The organism is Sphingosinicella sp., from assembly GCF_052387495.1.
Lineage (GTDB): Bacteria > Pseudomonadota > Alphaproteobacteria > Sphingomonadales > Sphingomonadaceae > Allosphingosinicella.
Genome location: NZ_JBQTJC010000257.1, coordinates 1 through 7,153, shown reverse-complemented (window position 1 = coordinate 7,153; position 7,153 = coordinate 1). Strand labels below are relative to the sequence as shown.

Sequence of the window (7,153 nt, the reverse complement as noted above, 5' to 3'; positions counted from 1 at the left end):
GCCGACGCCCGCAACGCGCGCGATGGCAAGTTCATCGAGCGGGTCGGCAGCTACAATCCGCTGCTCCCCAAGGACAGCGAGGAGCGGGTCAAGCTTGACGCGGACCGCATCAAGCATTGGCTGAGCGTCGGCGCCCAGCCGTCGGACCGCGTACTCCGCTTCCTCGACGCCGCGGGCATCAAGGAGCGTCCGGCGCGCAACAATCCGAACAAGGCCGAGCCGGGCGAGAAGGCCAAGGAGCGTGCCGAGGAGCGGGCCGGCAAGGAAGCCGCGGCCGCCGAAGCCGAGGCCGCGCCGGCCGAGGAGGCTGTCGAAGACGCCGCCGAGGCCGAGGCCGTGGAGGCTGTCGAAGCCGCCGCCGAGGCCGAGGCCGTGGAGGTCGTGGCCGAAGCGGTCGAGGAAGCGACGCCTGAAGTTGAGGAGGCGCCGGCGGAGGAAGCTCCCACCGAGGAGCCGGCCGCCGAAGCCGCTCCCGCCGAGGAGGCTACCGCCGAGGAAGCTGCGCCCGCGGAAGCGGCTGCCGAGGAAGCTTCGGCTCCGGAAGCCGAAGCGCCTGCGGAGGAGACTTCGGCCGAGGAGCCGACCGGCGAAGCCGCTCCGGCCGAGGAGGCTGCCGCCGAGGACGAGCCCACGCCCGCCGCGGAAGCGAGCAACGAGGGCGAATCCGTCGAAGCGCCGGCCGAGGGCGCCGAAGAGGCGGCTCCCGAAGAGGGCGCGGAGAAGGCCGAGCAGGCCTGACGCGCTTGGCTGAGACCCAGGTCATCCTCGCCGCCGTCGCCGGCGCGCACGGCGTCGGCGGCGAGGTGCGCCTGAAACTGTTCGCCGAAGGGCTGGACAGCCTGAAGCGGCACGAAACCCTGTTCGCTGGCGAGCGTGCGCTGACACTTAAATCAGTAAGGCCCGGCGGTGCCGGCGCGATCGCCCGCTTCGCCGAAATCGCCGACCGCGCCGCCGCCGAAGCGCTGCGCGGCCAGCTCCTTTCCGTCCCGCGCGACGCGCTGCCGCCGCTCGGCGAGGGCGAATCGTATCATGCCGACCTGATCGGGCTGGCGGTCGTCGATGCCGCCGACGCCCCGCTCGGCGCCGTCGTCGCGGTCGAGAATTACGGCGCGGGCGACCTGCTCGAGATCGAGCGGCCAGATGGCAAGCGCGCCCTGATCCCGTTCAAGCCCGGCCTCGCCGACCTCGCCGGCGATCGCATCGTGGCCGACCCCGCCTTCCTCGCCTAATCCACGCCCCAGTTCAGCCGGTAGCGGGTCGCGCCGGGGCGCGAGCCGTCGAGCAGGACGCCATAGGGCACGTACTCCTGCCGAAAGGCGTAAAAGCCCGATTCCGGCGCCACGACCTCGAAGCGCCCTCGCCCGGTCGTTTCGACGTCCTGGGCGCGGGCGATGAAGTCTGGTCGCGGCACCGTCTTTGAGATCCACAGACGGACACCCCCGCTGCCTTCGACCGCGACGTCATAATCCCACCACAGCCGCTGGCCGGCAAAGACGTAGACGGTGTGAAGGCCGAACTCGCTATTGTCGGCGGTGCGGGTCAGGTGGCTGTTGTGTCGCTCGGACCCTTCCGCCCAGCCATAGGTCGAAACCAGGCCCGTCCCGTAGGCGAACAAGGCGACCGCGAAAGCGACGCCGAGGACAAGCGCCAGCCCGGCGGCCGCGCGCCCCAGCCTGACCAGCGGCGCGTCCTCCTCGGGCGGGTCCCAGGCGAAGGTCCAGCTTCCCATCGCGCCAGGATAGGCGCGACCGATTGAGATTTCCTTGTCGTGTCGGTCTTTGCTTACCAAGACGAGCTCGCACCGTTCGAAGAGCCGGTTTCATTAGCAGGCCCTCCGTGGACAGGCGGCTTGAATCGGCGGGAAAGAACCTCAAGGGTCGGCGCGGCTGGCCCATGCTTCCGCGCGCCTGTGTTACCGGAGCAGCGGCTTGGTTCTGGCCAGGTCGTTGCGGATCGTCGTCGCCGCGACGCCGCCCTGGCCTATTGCGTGGCTGATCTGATCGAGCCCGAGCACGACATCGCCCGCCGCATAGACGCCGGAAACGCTGGTGCGCTGGCGGTCGTCGACCAGGATGCAGCCCGCGCCCTCGGCCAGCGTTACGCCGAGTTGCTCGGCGAGTTCGGTGTGCAGGTCCGAGCCCAAAGCGGGATAGATGCTGTCGAACGTATAATGGCCGTCCGCCGTGTCGACCGTGATGCAGTCCTTCATCGCCGCCACCCCCTGGCAGGGGCCGTCCACGGTGCGGATGCCGGCCTCGTCGAGCTTCGCCCGGTCCTCTTCGCTCAGCCCATGCGCCTTGTCGGGCGCGATCAGGGTGAGATCGGCGGTGTAGCCGCGCAGGAACAAGGTCTCGGCAACGCCGTGCGATCCGCTGCCGATCACGCCTACTTTCCGGTCGGTCACCTCATAGCCGTCGCAGATCGGGCAATAGCGGATCAGGCCGCGCGCCATCGCCTACGTGCAGCGCCTCGTCCATGTCCGGCCGCCGGTTCTTCAGCCCGGTCGCGAGCAGCACCGTGCGCGCCGCCACCCGGCCGCCGCCCCATTCGGCGGTGAAGCCGTCCTCGGTCCGGTCGAGTCTTGTCACCCGCGCTTCGGTGATGCCGACGCCGTAGCGCTCCGCCTGCGCCCGCATCCGCGCGAGCAGCTCGTCGCCCGAAATGCCGTCGGGAAAGCCCGGCACGTTGCGGGTGCAGGGAATCCAGCCCGCCCGGCTCCGCCCGGCGTCGAGCAGGGTCACCTTGAGGTGGAAGCGCGCGAGATAGATCGCCGCGGTCAGCCCGGCCGGGCCGCCGCCGATGATCAGGCAGTCGTTGGTCTCCTCGCTCATCCGGCCTCCAGCGCTTGCGTCACGGCGATTGTTCCACGGGCGGCGGGGGGCTATCCCAGTCCAAACGCCACGGGAGGGGTCCTGATATGCGCAGGCTGATCGTCGCCCTGTTGCTCGCCGCCGCCACGCCGGCGCTGGCACAGACCGAGCCCCAGCCCGCGGCGCCGCCTTCCCTCGGCGTCGAGCGCACCGCCCCGGCGGTCGACGCCGCATTCCGGAGCTGGCTGGCACGGGCGGATGCGCCGGGCCTGGTCTGGGGGGTCGTGCGCGATGGCCGGCTGGTCCATTTCGGCGCGCAGGGCGTCCAGGACATCGAGAGCAATCGCCCGGCCGGCCCGGAAACCCTCTTCCGCATCGCTTCGATGTCGAAAGTGTTCACCGCGCTCGCCATCCTGAAGCTGCGCGACGAGGGTCGGCTCCAGCTTGACGCACTGGCTGAGACCTATGTGCCCGAGCTTCGCAACTGGCGCTATCCGACCAGCGACTCCCCGCGCATCCGGGTGCGCGACTTGCTCGCCCACACAGGCGGCCTCGTCACCGACAACCCATGGGGAGATCGGCAGCAGTCGCTGTCCGAGGAGGAGTTCACCCGCATGCTCGCCGAGGGCGTGCCGCTCTCCCGGCCCGCGGGCACGGCCTATGAATATTCGAACTTCGGCTACGCTTTGCTCGGCCGGATCGTCACCAATGTCTCCGGCCGGCCCTACAAGGATTATATTGAGCAGGAGATCATGCGTCCGCTCGGCATGGCCTCGACCGGATACGAGATCGCCGAATCCTCGCTCGAGCGCCGCGCGATCGGCTACCGGCGGGAGGGGAGCGGCTGGCGCCGCGAGCCCGACATGGCGCACGGCACGTTCGGAGCGATGGGCGGCATCCAGACCAGCGCGAGCGACTATGCCCGCTGGATCGCCTTCCTGCTCGCCGCCTGGCCGCCGCGCGACGGCGAGGAGCAGGGGCCAGTGCGCCGCGCGAGCGTGCGCGAGCTGGCCGAGGGGCTGAACCATCCCCAGCTCGCCGACCGCCCCGGTCCAGAGCAATGCGCCCAGGCTGCGGCCTATGGCATGGGCCTGCGCGTCGCGACGGATTGCGAGCTCGGCCTCAGCCTCGGCCATGGCGGCGGCTATCCCGGCTACGGCTCCTACATGCTGCTGCTGCCCGAGCGCGGCGTCGGCATCTTCGCCTTCGCCAACGGCACCTATCAGGCGCCGGTCGTCCCGGTCTGGGCGGCCGCCGCCGTGCTTGAGGAGGCTGGACTGATCCCGGCCCGCACGCTCGCGGTCAGCGAATCGCTCGCCGCCGCCTATCGCGGCGCCGGCGACATCTACCGCGCCGGCGGCGTCGAGCAGGCCGGGCCGCTGCTGGCGATGAACTTCCTCATGGACCGCTCGGCCGAGGAATGGCGCCGCGACCTGGCGAGCCTGCGCCTCGTCATCGGCGAGTGCGAGACGAACGCGCCGATCCAGCCGACCGGGCTCCTTTCCGGCCGCTTCACCTGGCGCTGCCAGCGCGGCAGCCTCCAGGGCGAGCTGCTCCTCGCCCCCACCGCGTCTCCGTCGATCCAGGAGTTGAGCCTCAACGTGGTGCCGCTGCAATGAATCTTTCCGGCGCTTGTCGGAAGCGCATCGGATGTATATACATTGCGTATATACGGAGACGATGATGGGCAAGGAATATCGCGCGAAGATTTTCAAATCGGGCAATTCGCTCGCGTTGCGCCTACCCAAGGAACTTGGCCTCAAGGAAGGTTCGACGATGACGCTGCGCGAGGAGCAGAGCGGCTACCGGCTCGAAGCCGAGCCGCCGCCTAGAAAGACGATCGACGTCAGCGGCTTCGCCGGCAAGGCGCCTTGGCTCAAGCCCTTGCCACCCGAGTTGCGCGAGTTCGAAGAGCGGCCGAGCACGATTGCAGCGCGAAAGGCGGCGGAAGCGGCGGCGAAGAAGGGGTGATCCGCTATCTGATCGACGCCGACAGCGCGATCTATGCGATGGTCGATGCCGCATCGCCGGTAAACCGCCGCATCGCCGAACGCGCGCCGGGCGAAATCTGTATTTCGGTGATCAGCTTCGCGGAGCTTGCGCTGGGATCGCAACTCGGCAAGCCGCCGCCGCCAGGCCTGCTCGACGTCTTCATAGCGGCCATTCCGCTGCTTCCCTTCGACGAGGCGGCAGCGCGGGCCTATGCGCAGCTGCCGTTCAGGAGTGCGCGCTTCGATCGGCTGCTCGCCGCCCATGCCCTCAGCGTCGGGGCGACGGTGATCACCAATAACGAGGCCGATTTCGCCGACGTGCCGGGCCTGAAGGTCGAGAATTGGGCAAAATGAGCTGGGCCGCGACCGTCCTTACGCTCTATCCCGAGATGTTTCCGGGACCGCTGGGGCACAGCCTTGCCGGCCGGGCGCTGTCCGAAGGGATTTGGTCGCTCGACACCGTGCAGATCCGCGACTTCGCGACCGACAGGCACCGCTCGGTCGACGATACGCCGGCGGGGGGCGGGGCGGGGATGGTGATGCGCGCCGACGTGCTCGCCGCGGCACTCGACAGCGTAGCTGACGACCGGCCCAAGCTCGTGATGACTCCGCGCGGGGCGCCGCTCACCCAAGGCTTCGTCCGCGAGCTTGCCGCCGGGCCGGGCCTTTCGATCCTCTGCGGCCGTTTCGAGGGGATCGACGAGCGCCTGCTCGAGGCGCGCCCGGTGATTCCGGTCTCGATCGGCGACTATGTTCTCTCGGGCGGAGAGGTGGCAGCGCTCGTCCTTCTCGATGCTTGCGTTCGCCTCCTCTCCGGGGTAATGGGCCAGCCTTCCAGCGGAGAGGAGGAGAGCTTCGAGAGCGGGCTTCTCGAATATCCGCATTATACCCGACCTGTGACATGGGAAGGGCGCACGATCCCCGAGGTGCTGCGGTCGGGGGATCATGCGAAGATCGCCGCCTGGCGCAAGGCCAAAGCGGCGGAGGAGACACGGCTAAGGCGGCCGGACCTGATCGAGCGCCACGGGGGCGCGCGAAGGCCACCGCCCTCTGGCGCGCGGCGCGAAGACGAAAGCAAGTGAAATGAACCTGATCCAGCAGCTCGAGGCCGAGGCGATCGAGCAGTTCAACTCGACCAAGGCGATCCCCGAATTCCGTCCGGGCGACACGCTCCGCGTCGGCGTCCGCGTCGTCGAAGGCGAGCGCACCCGCATCCAGAATTTCGAAGGCGTCTGCATCGCCCGCGCCAACCGCGGCCTGGGCAGCTCCTTCACGGTCCGCAAGATCAGCTTCGGTGAGGGCGTCGAGCGTGTCTTCCCGCTTTATTCGCCGAACGTCGATTCGATCGAGGTGGTCCGCCGCGGCGATGTCCGCCGGGCCAAGCTCTATTATCTGCGCGGCCGCACCGGTAAGCGCGCCCGCATCGCCGAGCGCCGCGACGTCCGTCCCGGCCAGAGCGCCCCGGCCGCCAACACCGCGACGCCGGAGACCGAGACCGCCGAGGGCTGACCCTCGCGCATCGAGCAGAGCAGGGCGGTCGCTTCGGCGGCCGCCCTTTTTCGTTGGGAGGCTTGGCGGCCCTCATCAAGATATATCTTGACTACATCGCAAGCTGAGATATATCGCAGCCTATCTAAGATAGGAGTCGAACATGCGTTTCAAGATGGGCGGCTGCGGGCCGCGCGGATTTCCGGAAGGACTCATCGCGATGAGCCTTGGCGGCAAGGGCTGGGGCCGCAACTGGAGCTGGGACGGCGGCGATTGGGGTGGAGGTGGCGGCTGGGGCCGCCGCGGCGGCCGTCGGCGCGTGTTCGACGCGGGCGAATTGCGCCTCGTCCTCCTCAAGCTGATCGCCGACCAGCCGCGACACGGCTACGACCTCATCCGCGCAATCGAGGAGCTGACCCACGGCAGCTACGCGCCGAGCCCCGGCGTCGTCTATCCGACGCTCACCATGCTGCAGGACATGGGCCTGATCGAGGAGCAGCAGTCGGAAGGCGCGCGCAAGGTCTTCGCCGTCACGCAAGAGGGCCGCGATCATCTCGCCGACAATGCGGACGACGTCGCCGGCCTGTTCGAGCGGCTCGACGATCTCGGCAGCGACCGGCGCAAGGCCGGCGGCGCCCCGATCAAGCGCGCGGTCGGCAATTTGCTCTCCGCGCTCTGGCATCGCGTCACCCGCGACGAGGTTGACGAGGCGACCCTGCACAAGATTGCCGCCATCCTCGACGAGGCGGCGCAGAAGATCGAGCGGCTGACCGGCAAGGAAAAGGGTGAGGACGACTCGGACAACGCCGAAGTCTAGGGCACCGGGCTCGGCCGTTGCTGCCCGCCATAATGCTGGCGGATGAT

At 69.0% G+C, this 7,153-nt stretch carries 8 protein-coding genes and 2 pseudogenes; 8 read left to right on the top strand and 2 right to left on the bottom strand.

The window, feature by feature from the left end; genetic code table 11:
* Window positions 1-405 (top strand): annotated as a pseudogene (gene rpsP / locus ACT4N8_RS14025) (30S ribosomal protein S16); the annotation flags it as partial.
* A 338-nt stretch (window positions 406-743) separates the two neighbouring features.
* Window positions 744-1,229: a ribosome maturation factor RimM gene (gene rimM / locus ACT4N8_RS14020; protein WP_444858734.1), complete on the top strand. Its 486-nt coding sequence runs from the start codon at window positions 744-746 to the stop codon at window positions 1,227-1,229.
* On the opposite strand, the gene ACT4N8_RS14015 is transcribed toward rimM, so the two are convergent.
* Both ACT4N8_RS14015 and ACT4N8_RS14010 read right to left on the bottom strand, forming a co-directional pair.
* Complete coding sequence (locus ACT4N8_RS14015) at window positions 1,226-1,789, bottom strand: hypothetical protein (RefSeq protein ID WP_444858733.1); 564 nt, start codon at window positions 1,787-1,789, stop codon at window positions 1,226-1,228. The genes rimM and ACT4N8_RS14015 overlap by 4 nt on opposite strands.
* Before the next feature lie 123 nt (window positions 1,790-1,912).
* Window positions 1,913-2,831 (bottom strand): annotated as a pseudogene (locus ACT4N8_RS14010) (NAD(P)/FAD-dependent oxidoreductase).
* Window positions 2,832-2,917: 86 nt separating this feature from the next.
* On the opposite strand from ACT4N8_RS14010, the gene ACT4N8_RS14005 reads away from it, so the two are divergent.
* The 6 genes from ACT4N8_RS14005 to ACT4N8_RS13980 all read left to right on the top strand — a co-directional run bounded on the left by ACT4N8_RS14005 (window position 2,918) and on the right by ACT4N8_RS13980 (window position 7,106).
* On the top strand, window positions 2,918-4,429 hold the full coding sequence (locus tag ACT4N8_RS14005) for a serine hydrolase domain-containing protein (protein WP_444858732.1): 1,512 nt from the start codon (window positions 2,918-2,920) through the stop codon (window positions 4,427-4,429).
* 64 nt (window positions 4,430-4,493) lie between these two features.
* Window positions 4,494-4,781, top strand: a complete 288-nt coding sequence (locus ACT4N8_RS14000; RefSeq protein WP_444858731.1) for an AbrB/MazE/SpoVT family DNA-binding domain-containing protein — start codon at window positions 4,494-4,496, stop codon at window positions 4,779-4,781.
* Entirely contained in the window at window positions 4,778-5,155 is a 378-nt protein-coding gene (locus ACT4N8_RS13995) for a type II toxin-antitoxin system VapC family toxin (RefSeq protein WP_444858730.1), read from the top strand. Before ACT4N8_RS14000 ends, ACT4N8_RS13995 begins: the two co-directional genes overlap by 4 nt.
* A complete protein-coding gene (gene trmD, locus ACT4N8_RS13990) occupies window positions 5,152-5,883 on the top strand; it encodes a tRNA (guanosine(37)-N1)-methyltransferase TrmD (RefSeq protein WP_444858729.1) in 732 nt (243 codons plus the stop codon). The genes ACT4N8_RS13995 and trmD overlap by 4 nt, the downstream gene beginning before the upstream one ends.
* A 1-nt stretch (window position 5,884) precedes the next feature.
* Window positions 5,885-6,310 (top strand): 50S ribosomal protein L19, encoded by a 426-nt coding sequence (rplS, locus tag ACT4N8_RS13985; RefSeq protein WP_444858728.1) that lies wholly within the window; start codon window positions 5,885-5,887, stop codon window positions 6,308-6,310.
* A gap of 142 nt (window positions 6,311-6,452) precedes the next feature.
* Window positions 6,453-7,106, top strand: a complete 654-nt coding sequence (locus tag ACT4N8_RS13980; protein WP_444858727.1) for a PadR family transcriptional regulator — start codon at window positions 6,453-6,455, stop codon at window positions 7,104-7,106.
* Window positions 7,107-7,153 lie beyond the last annotated feature (47 nt).